This window comes from Leptospira limi (genome assembly GCF_026151395.1).
Lineage (GTDB): Bacteria > Spirochaetota > Leptospiria > Leptospirales > Leptospiraceae > Leptospira_A > Leptospira_A limi.
This window is the reverse complement of the sequence record NZ_JAMQPV010000001.1, coordinates 2,729,268-2,747,426: the sequence shown is the minus strand read 5'-3', so window position 1 is coordinate 2,747,426 and position 18,159 is coordinate 2,729,268. Positions and strand designations below refer to the sequence as shown.

Here is an 18,159-nt window from a genome sequence, read left to right as displayed (position 1 = left end):
TATGATTTTAGTTACTGGTGCTGATGGATTTATCGGCTCACATCTTGTAGAAACACTTGTGAGAAGTGGAAAACAAGTAAGAGCATTCGTTCTTTATAATTCCTTTAATTCATGGGGATGGTTGGATCAATGTTCTGATGATGTGAAAGGAAAATTTGAAATTTTTTCTGGTGATATTCGCGATCCAAACGGTGTCAGATCAGCTATGAAAGGATGTGAATCTGTTTTGCACCTGGCTGCATTGATTGCAATACCTTATTCATATCATTCGCCCGATACTTATATAGATACAAATATTAAAGGAACTTTGAATGTTTTGCAAGCAGCGAAGGATCTAAACATAAAAAGAGTGATTGTAACTTCTACAAGTGAAGTTTATGGGACTGCAAAATTTGTTCCTATTACAGAAGACCACCCTTTGCAAGGTCAATCACCTTATTCTGCAAGCAAAATCGGAGCTGATCAATTAGCAATGTCCTTTTATCATTCTTTTGAAACACCTGTAACTATCATTAGGCCATTTAACACTTACGGTCCAAGGCAGTCAGCTAGAGCAATCATTCCTACGATCATCACTCAAATTGCTCAGGGTAAAAAGAAAATTAAGCTAGGTTCGGTTCATCCTACAAGGGATTTTAATTATGTATCCGACACGGTTAGAGGGTTTTTAAAAATATTAGATTCGAATCAAAGTATTGGTGAAGTTATTAATATCGGAAGCAATTTTGAGGTTTCAGTGGGTGAAACCGTTCAATTAATTTCCGAAATTATGAAAACAGAAATCACCATTGAATCGGATGATGCCCGTATTCGACCTTCCGGAAGTGAAGTGGAAAGGTTATGGGCCTCCAACGAAAAAGCAAAAAACTTAGTAGGTTGGGCTCCGGAATACGGTGGAAAGGATGGATTTAAACGAGGATTGGCCGAAACAATACAGTGGTTCACCAATCCGAAAAATTTATCTAGTTATAAATCGGATATTTATAATATATAAATGATTAAAGATGAGATTGTATCTATTCTAAAATCCGTTTTAGGTAACGGAAAAGAATTCATTCCTTTACACGAACCTGTTTTTAATGGAAACGAATGGAACTATGTAAAAGAATGTTTAGATACTACATTTGTTTCCTCTGTAGGTAAATTTGTAGATCGGTTTGAAAAAGACCTCGCTGAATTTACTGGTGCAAAACATGCTGTAGCAGTTGTTAACGGAACTGCCGCCCTGCAGATTGCTTTAAAATTAGCGGGCGTGGAAGAGAACGATGAAGTCTTTATTCCTTCACTGACTTTTATTGCTACTGCAAATTCTGTAAGTTATTTAAAAGCACACCCGCACTTTATAGAAAATGAAGAAAAAACATTAGGTGTATCTCCGACTTCTTTAAGAGAATACTTAAATTCAATTGCAGAGGTTAGATCCGGTCAGTGTTTTAATAAAAAAACTGGCAATAGAATTTCTGCAATTGTCCCGATGCATACTTTCGGGCATCCTGTTGCTATGGATGAATTGTTAGCAGTGGCTAATGATTTCCATTTTAAAGTAGTGGAAGATGCTGCGGAATCTTTGGGCAGTTATTACTTTGGCAAACATACCGGAACTTTGGGGTTACTCGGAACCCTTAGTTTTAATGGAAACAAAACCATTACAACAGGGGGGGGGGGCGCAATTCTTACAAACAATAAAGAATTAGCCATTTTGGCAAAACATATCACTACCACAGCAAAAATACCACATCCATGGGAATATACTCATGATGTTATCGGTTATAACTATAGACTGCCTAATTTGAATGCAGCTTTAGGATGCGCTCAGTTAGAGAAACTTCCTGAGTTACTCGAATCGAAAAGAAAACTGTTTCATCTTTATGAAAATGCATTTTCAACTATGGCAGAAGTAAAGATTCAAAAGGAACCTAACGGTTGCAAAAGTAACTATTGGCTTCAAACTTTAGTTTTGAAGCCTTCCTTGGTCGGAGAAAGAGATAATATTCTTTCTGCGACAAATTCAGCCGGGATTATGACTCGTCCTGCTTGGACATTACTTCATAAATTAAAGCCTTATAGTCATTGTTCGAAGATGAATTTACCTGTTTCTGAATCTTTAGAAATGAGATTAATTAATATTCCTAGTAGTTCTAATTTAATTCATGCATAAAAAAGAAATATTGTTAATTGGAGCAGGTGGACACGCAAAATCCTGTATTGATGTAATTGAAGCCGAGGGAAAGTTCCAAATCGTCGGTTTGATTGGTGGTGAATCCGAGAAAGGTAAAACGGTTTTGAATTATGATGTGATTGGGGATGATTCCGATCTACCTTCTCTTGGTCAAAAGATACGGAATGCAATCGTTGTTATCGGGCAAATTAAAACGTTTGAGATTAGAAAGAATATATATTTGAAATTAAAATCATTAGGATATAATTTGCCGTCGATTGTTTCACCTTTGGCATATGTATCAAAATACGCTAAAATAGGTGACGGTACTATGTTATTGCATCATTCCATTGTAAATGCAGGAGCCATAGTTGGGGAAAATTGTATAATCAATAGTCGCTCATTGATCGAACACGATGTTAAAATTGAAGATCATTGCCATGTTTCTACTTCTGCCGTTTTAAACGGACATTGCCAGGTGGGAGAAGGTTCGTTTATTGGAAGTGGCTCCATTTTAAAAGAAGGAGTTTCCATTGGAAGTGGTTGTATTGTAGGAATGGGATCGATAGTAATTAAAAATGTCTCTGACCGTGAAACTTTTGTGAGTCGATTCGCATGAAAACGTTGATCATTGCGGAAGCTGGGGTCAATCATAATGGTGATATAAACATCGCTAAACAAATGATTGAGATTGCGAAAGAAGCCGGTGCAGATATTGTGAAATTTCAAACATTTCAGGCAGATGCTATTGCTTCCGCCAAAGCAACTAGAGCAAATTACCAAATTCAAAATATGAAGGAAGATGGTTCTCAGTTGTCAATGTTGAAAAAACTAGAACTTGATCATTCTGCTCATAAAGAATTGATTTCATATTGTGGAAAAGTTGGGATCGAATTTTTATCTACTGCTTTTGACTTAAAAAGTTTGGATCTTTTGAAATCATTAGGAATTACTCTTTGGAAAATCCCTTCAGGGGAAATTACCAATCTTCCATATTTGAGAAAAATTGGAAGTTTCAAAGAACAGATTATTTTATCTACTGGAATGTCTAATTTGGCTGAAATTGAAAATGCAATTTCGGTTCTAGAAAAAAGTGGAACAGAAAGAAAAAATATTACTGTATTACATTGTAATACAGACTATCCTACACCCTTTGAAGACGTAAATTTAAATGCTATGAATTCTATAAAATCGGCATTTCATGTCAATGTTGGTTATTCGGATCATACTGCGGGGATCGAAGTATCAATTGCCGCAGTTGCTTTAGGTGCCTCTTTAATTGAAAAACATTTTACATTGGATAAAAATATGTCCGGCCCGGATCATAAAGCTTCTTTGGAGCCAAAAGAATTAAAAGCAATGATATCATCCATTCGTAATATTGAAAAATCAATGGGCAATGGAATTAAGGTTCCTAGCCAAAGTGAAACCAAAAATATTACTATTGCTAGAAAATCTATTATTGCATCGAAAGATATTTCTGTTGGAGAATTATTTTCAGAAGATAATCTTACAACGAAAAGACCAGGCACAGGCATTTCTCCAATGAACTGGGATTTAGTGATAGGCCAGCCAGCGAAAAGAAACTTTCAAGCCGATGAACTTATCGAATTATGAAAAAGAGAATTTCTGTTGTCACTAGTACTCGTGCTGACTACGGATTACTTCGTTGGGTCATACAAGGAATTCATGAGTCGGATTATCTCGATTTACAAATCATTGTTACAGGTATGCACTTATCCCCTGAGTTTGGATTAACCTATAAAGAAATTGAAAACGATGGTTTTAAAATTCAGAAGAAAATTGAAATTTTATTAAGTTCGGATACTCCTGTTGGTATCTCCAAATCAATGGGTCTTGGATTGATCGGATTTTCAGAAGCATATTCTGAATTAAAACCTGATTTAATCCTTGTTCTTGGGGATCGTTATGAAATTCTTTCGTCTGTCTCTGCCGCCTTAATTTCAAGAATTCCTGTCGCTCATTTACACGGTGGAGAAACTACGGAAGGAGCATTTGATGAAGGGATACGGCATTCCATTTCGAAAATGTCTCACCTACATTTTGTAGCGGCGGAAGAATATAAAAACCGAGTCCTTCAGTTGGGCGAAAATCCCGATCATATTCATTTAGTAGGTGGATTAGGAATCGATGGAATTAAAAAATTGAAATTACTAAGTAGAGACGAATTAGAATCATCACTCAACTTTAAATTTAAAAAGAAGAATTTATTGATCACGTTTCATCCAGCGACTCTCGAAGGTCAAACTGCGGAATATCAAATAAGGCAATTACTTTCTTATTTGGCAACTTTGTCAGATACCGGTTTGATTTTTACTATGCCCAATTCGGATACGGATAGTCGAATCATCTTTGAATTGATCCATGAATTCGTAAGTTCCCATTCCAATTCATGTTCTTATGCATCTCTTGGTCATTTGCGTTATTTGTCCTGTTTACAGTTTGTTGACGCAGTGGTTGGAAATTCATCCAGCGGTATCATTGAGGCACCTAGTTTTCGTATTGGTACAATCAATATCGGTGATAGACAAAAAGGGCGATTAAAAGCCACCAGTGTCATTGACTGCGATCCAAATTATGAGAATATTAAATCTGCCTTTTTAAAACTTTATTCCTCAGAGTTTCAGTCATTTTTACCCAATGTGATGAATCCTTATGGAGAAGGTGGAGCTAGCGAAAAGATTGTGAAAGTATTGGAAAAGTTTGACTTAACAGGCATTCTTAAAAAGAAATTTTTTGATCTAAAGTTTGTTTTGTAATAGAATATGGAAATATCATCGATAGAAACATTGTTAATCGACTCTGAGTCTTTTCTCAAAACTGCCATGAAGAGATTAGATGAAGCGGGAAGAAGAGTTGTATTTGTATTAGACTCTAATTCTAAACTTTTGGGTTCACTGACTGACGGTGACATCCGCAGATGGATTCTATCCGGCGGAAGTTTGGATGTTAAGGTTTCAGAAATTTGTAATCAAAATTGTTTCTTCGTAGAACAAAACTACGATTTCGAAACTGTAAAACAGAGAATGTCTGAATCTAAAATAGATGTTGTTCCTGTAGTGGACAAAAACCATGAAGTGAAGGACTATCTCGTTTGGGAATTATTCATTGAAAATAAACTTACTAGAAAACTGAAACAAAAATTAAACCATCCTGTTGTTATTATGGCAGGAGGGAAGGGAACTAGGCTTGATCCTCTCACCAAAGTTCTTCCTAAACCTTTAATTCCTGTAGGCGATAAAACCATATTGGAAGTCATTATCGATAAATTTAGAGAGTATGATATCGATGATTTTTATTTATCAGTAAATCATAAGTCAGGTATCATTAAAGCATATATGGAAGAACTATCACCTCCATATAAAGTAAGTTATGTTCATGAAGAAAAACCGTTAGGAACAGCGGGCGCACTAAAGTATTTAGAAGGGAAACTTTCTTTACCTTTTTTTGTTTCGAATTGTGATATTTTAATAGATGCCGATTATAAAAATATCATGGATCATCATTTAAATTCAGGCAATCTACTGACACTGATTGCATCCATTAAACACTATAGCATTCCTTACGGTGTTTGTGAGATTGAGAAAGATGAATTAGTTAGAATTCAAGAAAAACCAGAGTATAATTTTTTAGTTAATACTGGAATGTATGTTTTGAATCCTGAAGTATTTTCCTATATACCAGCGGATACTTTTTTCCATATGACAGATCTAATATCTGCAGTGCAGGCAGCAAAAGGTAGAGTCGGAGTTTATCCAATCAGAGAAGGCTCTTGGACAGATACTGGAGAATGGGATGAATATAAAAAAGCTTTGAATAAAATAGGATATTAGTGGCTAAACTTTCCAAGTTATTCCTTTTTTTTCTCTATGTAATTAAGGCAAAAAAAAGATGGTTTCGACCACCAAAAAATCAATACCTCATTTTTGATTTTTGTGGATCGGATGATATCCTAAAAGAATTTCCTTCTTCAGATCCTGTTGCTATATTTCATAACAGAGGAGAGGAGATTAATTTATTTGTTTTGTTTCTATCTTTTTTTGGCGGTGGCAAAAGAGGGCTTTTCCGAAATTATATTGATACTTACCTTAAGAATGTTTCTCCAAATTTAGTTCTAACTTTCATTGATAACTCCAATTATTTTTATGAAATCAAAAGAGTTCATGAAAATATCAAAACCGTATCCGTACAAAATGGTATTAGAGATTCTTCTTTTTTTCGGCAATTGGGTGACCGTTCATTAGAAAACCATCATACTGACTATTTATGTTTGTTTGGATCTGGTATTTCTCAATTGTATTCCAAACATATTGCAGGTAAGACTATTTCGATTGGATCGATTAAAAACAATCGTGTTCCTGTTTCTGGTACTAAAAATAAGGATTTAATTTGTTTTATCTCTCAACATAGAGAGAAAGGCGAAATTAGAATTCAAGATCGACTATTTTCCTTTGAGGATTTTTTTACTCGTCCTGATTCCATTGTTCTTTCCTCTTTATCTAAATATGCGGAAAAAAACAATAAGGAAGTTGCGATCATAATGAGTGGAAAAGGTTCCTTTGAGAAGGAATATTTTCTTTCATTAGCTTCGACAAATCTTCGGTTTATCGAAAATTCAAATTCTGATACCGCTTATCATGCTGTTGATGAAGCGGAAGTAGTGGTTTCTTTGGATTCTACGCTTGGATACGAATCTGCAATACGTGGAAATAAAACTGCATTTTTTCCTATTCGTTCTTCTTTATTAAATATGGAAGATAGAAAATTTGGGTGGCCTTCTGTTTATCCTGATCAGGGTAAATTTTGGTGCAATCTTCCTGATGAAAATCATTTGATTTCTGTATTGGATCATTTGTTTTCCATTGATCATTCTGAATGGCAAAAGGAATTAAATTTCTCTAACTTCGAGCAGTTGATGGTTTTTGATCCGGGAAATAGTAAATTTCAAACTCTTCTTTCTGAAATTATAAACTGAGATTTTTATACTAATGATGAACAGACGAATGGATTCCAGATGAAAGATAAAAAAATAAGGGCAATTATTGCCGCCCGGGGCGGCTCAAAAGGTGTACCTGGGAAAAACATTCGAAATTTAGGTGGTAAACCACTGATCGAATGGAGTATCGAAGATGCATTGGAGTCAAAATACATTCAGGAAGTTTATGTTTCTACAGATGATGAGAAAATAGCTAATATTTCAAAATCAGCAGGGGCAAAAATAATCAATCGACCGGCAATGTATGCTACCGATAAATCAAGTTCAGAAGAAGCAATTATACATGCCATTAGCGAATGGGATGAAATGGATCCGGAAAATGATATCATTGTCTTTATGCAATGTACTTCACCGATTCGAAGTTCCGCTGATTTGGATGAAGCAATCGAAAAATTGATTTCAATGAAAGCAGATTCTTTGTTATCAGTTTGCGAATTTCATGGATTTCTTTGGAAAGAAGACGGAAACAATGCGATTCCCTGGCACCATGATTACAAAATTCGACCTATGCGACAAGACATGGAAAAACGTTTTAAAGAAAATGGGTCCTTTTATATTTTTAAACCTTGGGTAATCTTAAAAGATAAAAACCGGTTAGGTGGAAAAATAATTACATATGAAATGGATCAATCTTCTTCAATTGATATAGATACTGAATTTGATTTTAAGTTAGCCGAAATATTTATTAAAAATGCTTAAATTTTTGCTGTTACCTTGTTACGGAGAACCAAATTGAATTGTTATATTTGTTCATCAGAAAAGTGGAGTGTCCGACCAGGAAAGGTTCGCGATAATCCAAGTTTAGAGATTCGAGAATGTAGTCATTGTGGTTTGGTTTATTTATCATCACAAATTCAATCTGAAGAAGAATTTTATCAAAATTCTGGGATGCACGATGGGAATGTTCCTATAGATGAATGGATTCGAAATACGGAAATGGATGATAATCGCCGTTTTCAGGATTTACGGCTATCATTACCGAATCAAACTCTTCTGGATTTTGGCTGCGGTAATGGGGCTTTTTTAAAATTGGTTACTCCGTTATGTAAGGAAGTTGCAGGTGTTGAACTTGAAAAACGTTTGCAGCCTTATTTTTTAAGCCAAGGACTAAAGGTTTACGAATCACTATCTGAACTTGAAGGTGAGTATGATTGGATTACAGCTTTTCATGTGATAGAACATTTATCTGATCCTGTTCCAATTTTAAAAAAACTAAGTATGCATCTCAAATCAAACTCAGGGAAATTACTTGTAGAAGTGCCTTCCAGTCAAGATGCACTTTTGACTTTATATGGAAGTATCCCATTTCAAGAATTTACATACTGGAGTTGTCATCTTTATTTATATAACGAATTTACACTTAGAAAACTTGCTGAAATGGCTGGACTCAAAGTCCAAATGATCAAACAAATTCAGCGTTATCCTTTATCTAATCATTTGTATTGGTTGTCGAAATCGAAACCAGGTGGTCATAAAGCATGGCCATTATTAAATAACCCCGATTTACAGTCTGCTTATGCGAATGTCCTAGCTTCCATTGGGGCTTGTGATACTATAAGTGCAATTTTAGTAAAATAGATTTATATATGAATATTACAAAAGATATTTCAAATTTTATAGTTTTTTCAGAAGAAAGTATAGCATCTGCTCTTAAAAAAATCAGTGATAGTAAATCTAAAATTGTTTTTTCAGTTACTGAAAATGGAGTTTTAGAAGGTGTATTGACTGACGGTGATTTTAGAAGATGGTTACTACAGCAAACTAACATCGATTTAAATATTCCCGTTTCCAATATAACGAATAAAAAATTCAAATTTTTCTTTTATTCAGATCCGACAGATAAAATTGCAACTGCATTTGGTAATGGTGTCGATTACATCCCGTTAATTGATAAAGAACATCATTTAGTTGCAATTGCAAAACGAGAATCTGAATTAGTAAAAATTGGTGAGTTCATCATAGATGATAAATCGCCGGCTTTTGTTATTGCTGAAATTGGAAACAATCATAATGGGAGTATTGAATTAGCAAAACGTTTGGTTGATGAGGCTATTGAAGCAGGAGCTGATTGTATTAAATTCCAAATGAGAAATCTTGAATCCTTGTATAATAATCAAGGAAATGCAGATGATGCAAGTGAAGATTTGGGTTCTCAATATGTATTGGATTTATTAAATAAATTTCAGTTAAACAATGAATCTCTTTTTCAAGTATTTGATTACTGCAAATCAAAGGGAGCATTACCTTTGTGCACACCATGGGATTTGGAGAGTTTAGAAATTCTCGAAAAATATGGAATGCCAGCGTATAAAATTGCATCAGCGGATCTAACGAATCATGAACTACTATCTGCGGTGATAAAAACAGGAAAAACTGTTATCTGTTCTACGGGTATGTCTAGTGAAGATGAAATTATTGAATCGGTAGGATTGATGAAACATTTGGGAGGAAATTTCATTCTTCTCCATTGTAATTCTACATACCCGACTCCATTTAAGGACGTGAACTTACTTTACATTCATCGTTTAAAGGAAATAGGCAATTGTTTTGTTGGATACTCTGGTCATGAGCGCGGAACAAGCATTGCAATCGCTTCTGTTTTATTAGGTGCTAAGGTGATTGAAAAACATATCACTTTGGATAAATCTATGGAAGGAAACGACCATAAAGTAAGCCTGTTGCCTTCAGAGTTTAAAGCAATGGTGCAGGGGATTCGCGAAGTAGAGCAGTCCTTAGGTAACAGAAATTTAAGAGTGATTTCACAAGGCGAATTTATGAATCGCGAAGCACTCGCAAAAAGTTTGGTTATCAATTGTAATTTAAAAGAGGGTGAGACAATCAAACAAGAGATGATTTCCATAAAAAGCCCTGGAAAAGGATTACAACCGAATAGAAAAAAAGAACTGATTGGAAGAACTGCAAAACGAAATTTCAATGCAGGAGATTTTTTCTTTGCCAGTGATTTAGAAGAAGGTATCGTTAAAGCTAGAAATTTTAAATTCAAGCGACCTTGGGGTGTTCCAGTTCGTTATCATGATTTTCAAAGTATTTTATCAAAGACAAGCCCGGATCTTTTAGAATTTCATTTAAGTTATAAAGATATGGAATTGGACTTAAATCGATTCTTTAAGGAACCATATAAAACGTTAGGTTATGTAGTTCACAGTCCAGAATTGTTTGCAGGTGATCATCTACTTGATCTTTGCTCTAAGGACAAAGAATATAGAATGCACTCCATTGCAGAATTGCAGAAAGTAATTGAAATCACTAAAAAACTCAATCATTATTTCCCATCCACAACGAAGCCTTTAATCGTTACGAATGTAGGGGGATTTACAGAAGATGCTCCATTAAGTGAAAGTGAGCGTGAAACTTTGTATGAAATATTAGTGGATAGTCTTTCTAAACTAGACCAAAAAGAGGTAGAAATCATTCCTCAAACTATGCCGCCTTTCCCTTGGCATTTTGGCGGACAACGTTACCATAATTTATTTGTAGATCCTGATGATACAGCTAGATTCTGCGAAAAATATGGTTACCGAGTTTGTTTCGATACATCTCATTCTAAATTAGCTTGTAACCATCATAGATTTTCCTTTAAAGAATTTGTAGAGAAAGTTGGACCATATACAGCACATTTACATCTTGCGGATGCTGTTGGAGTGGATGGGGAAGGGTTGCAAGTTGGTACAGGAGATATCGACTTTCATGCATTAGCTGATGATCTGACTCAAAATTCTCCAAAAGCCTCTTTCATTCCTGAAATATGGCAAGGACATAAAAATGAAGGGGAAGGCTTTTGGATTGCTTTAGATCGTATGGAAAAGTGGTTTTAGGGAATTGAATTTTTGAAGTCCTTATTTTTAGTAACTACTGCGTTAGAAGAAACATGGCCGGAAAACTCTCCAATATTATTTTTAGGGGAGTGGTGCAAAATTTATTCAAGAAAAAATAAATGGCAAAATTTAGAGACGGAAGTTTTGCCAAACCATTGGGATGATCGAAATAAACTTTACCATGATTATCTTTATTTAAAAGAATTTCATGAGCGTTTGCTTTCTGATTTAGCGGTTAAGTTAAATGAAATTCATGGTGTAAATCATTCGAAAAGGTATTGGAGAATTTTAATCGGTCCTTGGCTCGGATATTTTTCTCAAATGTTGTTCGATCGCTGGGTGACGATCCATCAGGCATTAGATCGTTATAATTTATCAGAGACGATCATTATCAAACAGCCTGAAGAAGATATGATTCCTAACGGAATGGTAGAATTTCCTCATTTTTTTCTAAGTGATGAATGGAATCATTATCTGTATGCAACTATTCTGGAAAAAACAAATAGACTGAAGCTTAGGTATATTACTGTCTCTGATCGATTTACGGAAAAATTTCGCATCTCTACTAAGAACTCGCAGAAGAGAAATAAGAAGCAGTTTCTTCTTTCTATTTATAATAAAATTGCAGGTTTTTGTTCTTTTCAGACAGATGCTTTTTTTATTTCTTCTTACCTGCCGTTACGAAAAGAAATACAATTGAATTTTCGCTTTCGACAGATTCCTCAGATCAGAAGACTTGTGCCTGTGGAATCCTCCGAGACGGACGTCCATAAGCGCGATTGGTATTTAAGTGGAGAAAGTAAATCAGAGTTTGAATCTTTTGTTAGATCAATGATTCCTAGACAGATACCGAAATCGTATTTGGAAGGATATGCAAAATTAGTAGATAAGGCAAATTCACTTCCTTGGCCTTCTTCTCCAAAAATCATTTGGACATCTAATGCGCATAATGCGGATGATGTTTTTAAAGCTTGGGCTGCAGATAAGACAGAGAAAGGTTGTCCTCTTGTGATTGGCCAACACGGAGGACATTACGGATCAGGGAAATGGACTTTTGTCGAAGACCATGAAGTTGAAATTTCAGATCGATACTTAAGTTGGGGATGGAATGATCCAAAGAGAAGTAAAGTTTACCCTTTAGGGCAGATCAAGGGCAAACGCCCCCTAGGAATCGACCATTCCGCACAGAAAAGAACTTTATTAGTCTCAGCTATTCTTCCTAGATACAGTTATCATATGTACAGTTCCGTTGTTGCTGGACAATGGTTGTCCTATCAACAAGATCTTTTTCATTTTGTTTCAGAACTTCCTAAATTCATCCAGGATACTTTAATTATACGTTTGCATTCGGAAGATTATAAATGGAATCAAAGACTGCGTTGGCAGGAAAAATTTCCAAATATTGAACTTGATGAGGGTTTTGTTTCGATGGATCATCTGATTTCACAAAGTAGATTGTATATTTCCACATATAATGCTACTACCTTTCTGGAATCATTTACCATGAATATACCCACAATTGTTTTTTGGAACCCTGAACATTGGGAACTAAGAGAATCCGCAGTTCCCTATTTTGAAGAATTAAAGCGAGTTGGTATCTTTCATGATACTCCAAAATCAGCTGCATTACACGCGGAAAAAATTTGGGATCATTTGGATGTATGGTGGAATTCCGAAATTGTTCAGTTAGTTCGAGAAAGGTTCTGTAGACGGTATTCTCATCTAACGGAAGATATTCTAGATAGATTGGAAATTGCTTTGAAAGAAGTTGTCGCTTCTGTGTAGAAAATTATTCTACGGAATTGTTATTAAATCAATTTGTATTAAAATTAAAGGAAATTTTATGAAATCATTACTTCGTCGTTTTGTCATTTGGGCCTTTGCAAACCCTATATCAAGAAGGATCATTAATTTGGAACTTTATAATTTCTTTGAAAACGTAAAAGTAAAAACAGATAAAAAGGATATTAGTTTTTTTGGTTTTGGTGATGTTCCCGTTTGGAGAGCAAAAACTTTATTCACAAAGGAACCTGAAACTATCGATTGGATCAATACTTTTCCAGAAGGATCTGTTTTTTGGGATATTGGTGCCAATGTAGGAAGTTATTCAGTATACGCGGCAAGTAGAGACAAGGGTTTGAAGGTTCTTGCTTTTGAACCTTCTGCAGCAAATTATTTTTTACTTAACCGTAATATATTTTTAAATCGCATGGATGATGCCATTAGTGCGTATGCTGTTGCATTCAATGATCAAGATTCTTTAGGTTTTTTTCATATGAATTCTGACCTTCCTGGTGGAGCAATGAATCTTTTTAGTGAAGAAGCTGTTCAGGAAACAAAGATAGGTTTGGATATGATTCAAATGAATTGTAAACAAGCAATGGTTTCCTATTCTATAGATTCCTTTGTCGAACTATATAAACCTCCGTTTCCAAATTATATAAAAATAGATGTGGATAACATTGAAGATAAAATTGTGAAAGGCGGACTAAAAACAATTAGAAATCCTAAAGTAAAATCCGTTTTAATAGAATTAGATGATAATGACGTGGAATATGGAAAAAAGGTTCTACAAATGATGAAGAAAGCTGGTTTTCACAATTATGAGAAAAAACATTCTCCTATGTTCGAAAATAGTAAATTTTCATCTTTTTATAACTATATTTTCTATAGAAAATGACGCATATTTACCTAAATCATATTTTAGGCTTAGATACTCCTTCTTACGCGAATTCCGGTAAGATGGAGATTTTAAGGACTCGTTCTATCTCCAAAGGGGACAGTTCGAACGAGGCCGAGTTGTCTTTTACAAACCATATGGGAACTCATATTGATGCTCCCTATCATTTCGGTTCGGAAGGAAAAGCGCTCGATGAATATCCTGCAAATTTTTGGGTTTGTGAGTCTCCTTATATCATTGAATATAATGCGGCTCCTGCTGAAAGATTAGGTTTGGAAACCTTACTTCCTTTTTTGAAAAATATTCCAGACCCAACGGATGTATTGATTTTAAAAACAGATTTCGAAAAATACCGAAAAGATAATTTAGAATACTATTGTTTTCAAAATCCAGCGATTGAACCGGAAGTAGGGATTTGGCTTAGAAAAAATAAAAATTTAAAGTTTTTTGGATTTGATTACATTTCATTAAGCAGCCGTTCACATAGAGCCATGGGGAGAGAGTCTCACCAGGCCTTTCTTTGTGCCAAGGTGAATGATATTGAGATTAAAGGGGATTCTATTCTTTTGATTGAAGATATGAAATTATCCGAACTGAAACAACCGGTTACAAAATTGATAATATCACCACTTCTTTTTGAAAAAGCAGACGGCGCCCCCGTGACAGTGATTGCAGAAGTCTAAATCTATTTTTGGTGAGTGAGTTATGACAGAGAATATTAAATATAATAATGAAAACATAAGTAACTATTTTAAGGAAAACCGAGTTCAATGGAACCAGTTTTATGAATCGGAAAAAAATGTTATCGAAAAGGTATGGCCAGGTGGAAATCCAAAGGTATTAGATATTGGTTGTGGTTGCGCCGGATTGGGACTTGCTTTGAAAGAAAGATTCGGACATACACTTTATACTGGAATTGAAATCAATTCACAGGCTGCTATTATTGCCAAAGAAATATATCCAGAAGCTTTAGTTTTAGATGAGGATTTTTTAAAACTCAAACATCCTTCTATTAAAGAAAACGACTTCGATATTGTATTTTCTTTAAGTTGTATCGACTGGCAGTTAAATTTCGAAGTTATGTTAAAGAAAGCATGGGCCATGGTAAAAGAAGGTGGAGTGTTTATCGCAAGTTTTCGGATTACTGCTGGTGAAACAGTTAACGACATTAAAAAATCTTATCAATATATTAATTATGACGGAATTGAGGAAGGAGAAATTGCTCCTTATGTTGTGTTAAATGCGAAAGAACTAATGTCTCACTTCGAAAATTTAGGAGCAGGAGATATTTATGCATATGGTTATTATGGACCTCCTAGCAAAACAGCAAAAACTCCTTACATAAAATTATGTTTTGGTGTTCTGGCCGTTACAAAACCAAAATCTAATGAAACAAAATTTAATAGAGAGTTTTTACTCCCTGAAGATCTTCTTAGCATTATTGGTTAACTCAGTATTTAGGAAATTATTTTATTACAATGAATTCTAATTTAAGAAAACCATTATTAGATCCGAGTTTAGAAAGGCCAGACTGGCAAAAGTCAACACCAAGGACGAATGAAAAACTTTGGTTAGATAAAAATGAAAACTTAGATCCTTACTTATTGGAAGTCACATCTTCAATTCTATCTGAATTGAATCCAATGACATTGTCTACTTACCCGGAATGTGCTGAATTATATAGAAAAATAGCGAAATGGACAAATACATCTCCTGATTCATTGATTCTTACTCCTGGAAGTGATGGTGCGATTCGTTTGGCCTTCGAGGCCTTTATCAACGAAGGCGATTCTGTAATCCATACTTTGCCCACATTCGCTATGTATCCTGTATATTCTAAAATGTTCGGGGCAAAAACATATCCTCTTGTTTATGAAAAGTCTGAAGATGGACCAAAACTTACTCTTGAAAAAATACTTTCTCATATCAATGAAATTAAACCTAAATTGTTTTGCCTTCCGAATCCGGACAGCCCTACTGGAACTGTTTTAGAATTAAAGGATATAAAAAGAATTTTAGCAGTATGTATCGAAACAAATACGATTGTTCTTATTGATGAAGCGTACCATCCATTTTATGAAGACACTTGCGTTGGATTGATCCATGAATTTAAGAATATGATAGTTGCAAGGACATTTGCAAAAGCTTGGGGACTAGCTGGTCTTAGAATCGGTTATGCAGTTGGAAATCCTGAGATCATTAAGTTTTATCATAAGTTGAGACCTATGTATGAAGTAAGCACAATAAGCATTGCCTTTATGGAAAAAATGATGGATCATGCGGATGCTATGTATGATTCGGTGAGAAGACTGAGTGAAGGTAAAAAATACTTTTGTGAAGAGATGAAGTCGCTTGGATTTAAAGTTTTGAAAACACATGGTAATTTTCAGCATGTAAGTTTTGGAAACTCTGCAGAAAAAATTCATGAAGTTTTAAAAAACCATGTTTTATATAGAGAAGATTTTAAAGAGGAATGTTTGTCCGGATATAGTCGTTTTTCTATAACAACCATTGAAAAATTTAGACCGATTGTCGATTTAATTAAAAAGGAAATGAAAAATGGATAATTTAAATCAGAAAATTGCAAAAGTGGCAATTATAGGATGCGGAAGAGTATCCGGTCACCATTGCAGATCTGTTATTGAAACGGAAGGAGCTGAGTTAATTGCTGTTTGTGATTTAGATGAAAATAAAGCAAACGCATATAGAGATCAGTATGGAGCAAAATCTTATACTAATTACCATAAGATGCTCGCTGAGAATCCTGAAATCAATACTGTTGCTATTATTACTCCTTCCGGAATGCATTTTGAGCATGGATTGGAAATTTTAGAGAAATACAAAAAAAATCTAATCATTGAAAAACCTACGTTTATGAAACCTTCCCAGTTAGATCAGGTTTTTGATTTAGCTAAGAAAAATGGAGTTCATATATTCCCTGTTTTTCAAAACCGACATAACCTTGCCGTTCAAAGGGTAAAACAAGGTTTGATTTCAGGAGAATTGGGCAAAATCAGAATTGTTTCTGTTCGTGTTAGATGGTGTCGTCCACAACATTATTACGACCTAGCTCCTTGGAGAGGAACTTATTCCATGGATGGTGGTTGTTTGACGAATCAAGGAATTCATCATATTGATTTAATGCGTTTTTTTGGTGGAGATGCCGTTGAAGTATGTGCAAAGATGAATACTCAAGGTGCAAAAATCGAAGTGGAAGATACTGCCGTTGGTTCCGTTCTTTTTAAAAATGGAGCATTAGGTTCTGTTGAAGTTACAACTGCAGCAAGGCCAATTGATTTTGAAGCTAGTTTATCCATAGTCTGTGAAAATGGTTTGGCACAAATTGGCGGAATTGCAGTTAATGAACTTCAGATTTATACACCTGATCCAACGGTTTGTTCCGTAAATTCAGAAGACTTTTCAGGAAACGTATATGGTCGAGGTCATTTTAAGTTATATCAGGAGATTGTTAATTTTTATCAAAAAAATGAACCATTTTCTGTTAGTAATGATGATGCTAAATCAACAATTCGACTTTTGAATGCCTTTTACTTAGCAGATGAAAAAAATAGTTGGATAAATGTAGATAAAGCAACCGAAAGTTATAGATTGGGTTCGGCTAATGAAAATTTAGCGAATCTTTATCGCACTCCCAAAAATTAAATTACGGAATTAATAACTAGGATTTTATTATGAGAACAATTGGTATCGTACCTGCAAGAATGGCTGCATCTAGATTTCCCGGAAAGCCAATGTATCCTATATTAGGAAAACCTATGGTAGAACACGTATTTCGTAGAGCAAAACTATATGAAGGTTGGGATGAATTGGTAATCGCCACATGTGATGAAGAAATTGCTAACTTTGCAAAAAGTCAAAACTTTCCTGTGTTTATGACTGGTTCACACCATACAAGAGCTTTGGATCGAGTGGCTGAGGCGGGAACAAAGTTCGATACAAAATTAGAAGATGATGACATTGTAGTTTGTGTTCAAGGTGATGAACCTATGTTATCACCTGATATGATGGATGCCGTCGTTGCTCCTCTTAAAAAAGATAAATCCATTCCTGCAACCGTTCTTGCAATGCATATTACGGAAGAAGATATTTGGAGAAACCCGGATACTGTGAAAATTATACACAATGCAAAGGGTCAAGTATTGTATACTTCTCGGATGCCACTGCCTTATTCTAAGGGTAGTTTTTCACCTGAATTAGGAGCTAGAAGAATTTACGGAATATTTGCTTTCCGTTGGAAATACTTACAAGATTTTACGAACCATCCTGAAACTCGTTTGGAACAATTAGAAGCTTGTGACAGCAATCGGATTTTGGATATGGACTTTACGCAATACATTGCTCCTTACCCATATGTGAAGTCCTATTCAGTTGATAGTCCAAGTGATATCACTTTGGTGGAAAATCATATCAAAGAAGATAAATACTTCGGATTGTATTAATCCCTTTA

At 34.9% G+C, this 18,159-nt stretch carries 17 protein-coding genes; all 17 read left to right on the top strand.

Going from position 1 to position 18,159, the window contains the following annotated elements:
- Position 1 precedes the first annotated feature (1 nt).
- The 17 genes from ND812_RS12860 to ND812_RS12780 are packed head-to-tail and all read left to right on the top strand — an operon-like array spanning position 2 to position 18,151.
- Positions 2 to 994, top strand: a complete 993-nt coding sequence (locus tag ND812_RS12860; RefSeq protein ID WP_265375762.1) for an NAD-dependent 4,6-dehydratase LegB — start codon at positions 2 to 4, stop codon at positions 992 to 994.
- Positions 995 to 2,158 carry a LegC family aminotransferase gene (locus tag ND812_RS12855; RefSeq protein WP_265375761.1) on the top strand — a complete coding sequence of 388 codons (1,164 nt, stop codon included), beginning with the start codon at positions 995 to 997 and terminating at the stop codon, positions 2,156 to 2,158. It abuts the gene before it with no gap.
- Complete coding sequence (locus ND812_RS12850) at positions 2,151 to 2,777, top strand: acetyltransferase (protein ID WP_265375760.1); 627 nt, start codon at positions 2,151 to 2,153, stop codon at positions 2,775 to 2,777. The genes ND812_RS12855 and ND812_RS12850 overlap by 8 nt, the downstream gene beginning before the upstream one ends.
- On the top strand, positions 2,774 to 3,775 hold the full coding sequence (gene neuB / locus ND812_RS12845; protein WP_265375759.1) for an N-acetylneuraminate synthase: 1,002 nt from the start codon (positions 2,774 to 2,776) through the stop codon (positions 3,773 to 3,775). The genes ND812_RS12850 and neuB overlap by 4 nt, the downstream gene beginning before the upstream one ends.
- A complete protein-coding gene (gene neuC / locus ND812_RS12840; protein ID WP_265375758.1) occupies positions 3,772 to 4,938 on the top strand; it encodes a UDP-N-acetylglucosamine 2-epimerase in 1,167 nt (388 codons plus the stop codon). Before neuB ends, neuC begins: the two co-directional genes overlap by 4 nt.
- Positions 4,939 to 4,944: 6 nt before the next feature.
- On the top strand, positions 4,945 to 6,012 hold the full coding sequence (locus tag ND812_RS12835) for a nucleotidyltransferase family protein (protein WP_265375757.1): 1,068 nt from the start codon (positions 4,945 to 4,947) through the stop codon (positions 6,010 to 6,012).
- On the top strand, positions 6,012 to 7,154 hold the full coding sequence (locus tag ND812_RS12830; protein WP_265375756.1) for an LA_1612 family putative O-antigen biosynthesis protein: 1,143 nt from the start codon (positions 6,012 to 6,014) through the stop codon (positions 7,152 to 7,154). The genes ND812_RS12835 and ND812_RS12830 overlap by 1 nt, the downstream gene beginning before the upstream one ends.
- 39 nt (positions 7,155 to 7,193) lie before the next feature.
- The gene (locus ND812_RS12825; protein ID WP_265375755.1) at positions 7,194 to 7,874 is read left to right on the top strand and encodes an acylneuraminate cytidylyltransferase family protein; all 681 of its coding nucleotides are present in this window, start codon (positions 7,194 to 7,196) and stop codon (positions 7,872 to 7,874) included.
- Positions 7,875 to 7,907: 33 nt separating this feature from the next.
- Entirely contained in the window at positions 7,908 to 8,753 is an 846-nt protein-coding gene (locus ND812_RS12820; RefSeq protein WP_265375754.1) for a class I SAM-dependent methyltransferase, read from the top strand.
- A gap of 8 nt (positions 8,754 to 8,761) precedes the next feature.
- Positions 8,762 to 11,011, top strand: coding sequence for an N-acetylneuraminate synthase family protein (locus tag ND812_RS12815; protein WP_265375753.1), 2,250 nt, complete (start codon positions 8,762 to 8,764; stop codon positions 11,009 to 11,011).
- Positions 11,012 to 11,023: 12 nt separating this feature from the next.
- Positions 11,024 to 12,796, top strand: a complete 1,773-nt coding sequence (locus ND812_RS12810) for an LIC12162 family transferase (protein ID WP_265375752.1) — start codon at positions 11,024 to 11,026, stop codon at positions 12,794 to 12,796.
- Between the two features lie 58 nt (positions 12,797 to 12,854).
- Positions 12,855 to 13,691 carry an FkbM family methyltransferase gene (locus tag ND812_RS12805; protein WP_265375751.1) on the top strand — a complete coding sequence of 279 codons (837 nt, stop codon included), beginning with the start codon at positions 12,855 to 12,857 and terminating at the stop codon, positions 13,689 to 13,691.
- Complete coding sequence (locus tag ND812_RS12800; protein WP_265375750.1) at positions 13,688 to 14,374, top strand: cyclase family protein; 687 nt, start codon at positions 13,688 to 13,690, stop codon at positions 14,372 to 14,374. The genes ND812_RS12805 and ND812_RS12800 overlap by 4 nt, the downstream gene beginning before the upstream one ends.
- A gap of 22 nt (positions 14,375 to 14,396) precedes the next feature.
- On the top strand, positions 14,397 to 15,140 hold the full coding sequence (locus ND812_RS12795; RefSeq protein ID WP_265375749.1) for a class I SAM-dependent methyltransferase: 744 nt from the start codon (positions 14,397 to 14,399) through the stop codon (positions 15,138 to 15,140).
- A gap of 29 nt (positions 15,141 to 15,169) precedes the next feature.
- Complete coding sequence (locus ND812_RS12790) at positions 15,170 to 16,258, top strand: pyridoxal phosphate-dependent aminotransferase (protein WP_265375748.1); 1,089 nt, start codon at positions 15,170 to 15,172, stop codon at positions 16,256 to 16,258.
- Entirely contained in the window at positions 16,251 to 17,354 is a 1,104-nt protein-coding gene (locus tag ND812_RS12785; RefSeq protein ID WP_265375747.1) for a Gfo/Idh/MocA family protein, read from the top strand. Before ND812_RS12790 ends, ND812_RS12785 begins: the two co-directional genes overlap by 8 nt.
- 29 nt (positions 17,355 to 17,383) lie before the next feature.
- Positions 17,384 to 18,151, top strand: coding sequence for a 3-deoxy-manno-octulosonate cytidylyltransferase (locus ND812_RS12780; RefSeq protein WP_265375746.1), 768 nt, complete (start codon positions 17,384 to 17,386; stop codon positions 18,149 to 18,151).
- The last annotated feature ends 8 nt before the right edge of the window (positions 18,152 to 18,159 follow it).